This is a genomic window from Planomonospora corallina (assembly GCF_042650625.1).
In the GTDB taxonomy this organism is placed as follows: domain Bacteria; phylum Actinomycetota; class Actinomycetes; order Streptosporangiales; family Streptosporangiaceae; genus Planomonospora_B; species Planomonospora_B corallina.
The window spans coordinates 1-1,537 of record NZ_JBHSBM010000082.1 but is presented as its reverse complement, the minus strand read 5'-3'; the positions used below and the strand labels follow the sequence as shown (position 1 = coordinate 1,537).

Annotated in this window: 2 protein-coding genes; both read right to left on the bottom strand. The window is 67.9% G+C overall.

All coding sequences use genetic code 11. The features are described 5' to 3' along the window. A partial coding sequence (locus ACFOWE_RS33805) for an inorganic phosphate transporter (protein ID WP_377295167.1) occupies positions 1-960 on the bottom strand: 960 nt, incomplete at its 3' end. Then, positions 961-1,536: a DUF47 domain-containing protein gene (locus tag ACFOWE_RS33800; protein ID WP_377295165.1), complete on the bottom strand. Its 576-nt coding sequence runs from the start codon at positions 1,534-1,536 to the stop codon at positions 961-963. Position 1,537 lies beyond the last annotated feature (1 nt).

Below are 1,537 nucleotides of genomic sequence, written 5' to 3'. Positions count from 1 at the left end.
CAGCGCGGCGGCCGGGATCGTCAGGATCCAGGCGGTCACGATGTTGCCCGCCACCCCCCAGCGCACGGCCGACAGGCGCTTGGTGGCGCCCACGCCCATGATCGCGGTGGTGATGGTGTGGGTGGTGGAGATCGGCGCGCCGAAGCCCATCGCCGCCACGTACAGGACTGTCGAGGCGGCGGACTCCGCCGCGAACCCCTGCGGGGGGTCCAGAGCGATGATCTTACGGCCGAGCGTGCGCATGATCCGCCAGCCGCCCGCGTAGGTGCCCAGCGAGATCGCCGCCGCGGCGGCCAGGATCACCCACTGCGGGATCGGGTCACCGGTGTTCGCGTAGCCTCCGACCACCAGCGCGAGGAAGATCACGCCCATGGTCTTCTGCGCGTCCTGCAGGCCGTGGCCGAGGGCCATGGCCGCAGCCGAGACCGTCTGGGCATGGCGGAAGCCGCGGTTGGCGCGCCCGGGGTGAGCGTTCCGGAAGATCCACAGGATCGCGATCATGATGCCCCCGGCCAGCGTGAAGCCGACCAGCGGGGAGAGGATCATCGGGATGACGACCTTCTCCACCACGCCGTCCCAGTGCACGACGCTCGCCGAGGCGAGCGCCGACCCGATCAGGCCGCCGATCAGGGCGTGGCTGCTGGAGGAGGGCAGGCCGAAGTACCAGGTGATCAGGTTCCAGGTGATCGCGCCGATCAGGCCCGAGCAGACGATGACCAGGCCGTGGCTCCCCTGGGGGGCGTCGATGATGCCCTTGCCGACGGTCTGGGCCACCTGGGTACCGAGGTGGGCACCGAGGAAGTTCATCGCCGCGGCCATGAACAGCGCGGCTCTCGGGGTCAGGGCGCGGGTCGAGACCGAGGTCGCGATCGCGTTCGCGGCGTCGTGGAAGCCGTTGGTGTAGTCGAACACCAGCGCCACGACCACCACGCCGATGACCAGGGCGAGCGTGAGGTCCACTTAGCTTTCCTTGACCGCGATCGACTCGATCGTGTTGGCCACGTGCTCGAAGGCGTCGGCCGCGCCCTCCAGCTGGTCGATGACCTCCTTCATCTTCATGACGGTGAGCGCGTCGTACTCACCGCTGAAGAGCTTGGCCAGCAACCGCCGGTAGACCTGGTCGGCCTGGTTCTCCAGCCGGTTGACCTCGATCCAGTACTCGTTCAGGTTGCGCATCGAACGCAGCCGCGGCATGGCCTCGGCGGTCAGCTCGGCGGCGCGCTCCAGGACCTCGACCTGCTGGACGACCTCCTTGGGCAGGTGGTCGATCTGGTACAGCTCGATCAGGTCGGCGGCGGCCTCCATGTAGTCCATCACGTCGTCCAGGTTGGCCGCGAGACGGTAGATGTCCTCGCGGTCGAACGGTGTGATGAAGCTCTCGTTGAGGCGGTTCATGATCGCGTGGGTGCGCTCGTCACCCGCGTGCTCACATGCCCGCATCTTCTCGGCCAGGGCTTTCCTGTCCGATCCTTCAGCGATGATCTCGACCAGTAGGCGGGACGCCGTGACCAGGTTGTTCGCCGAGTCGGCGAACAGG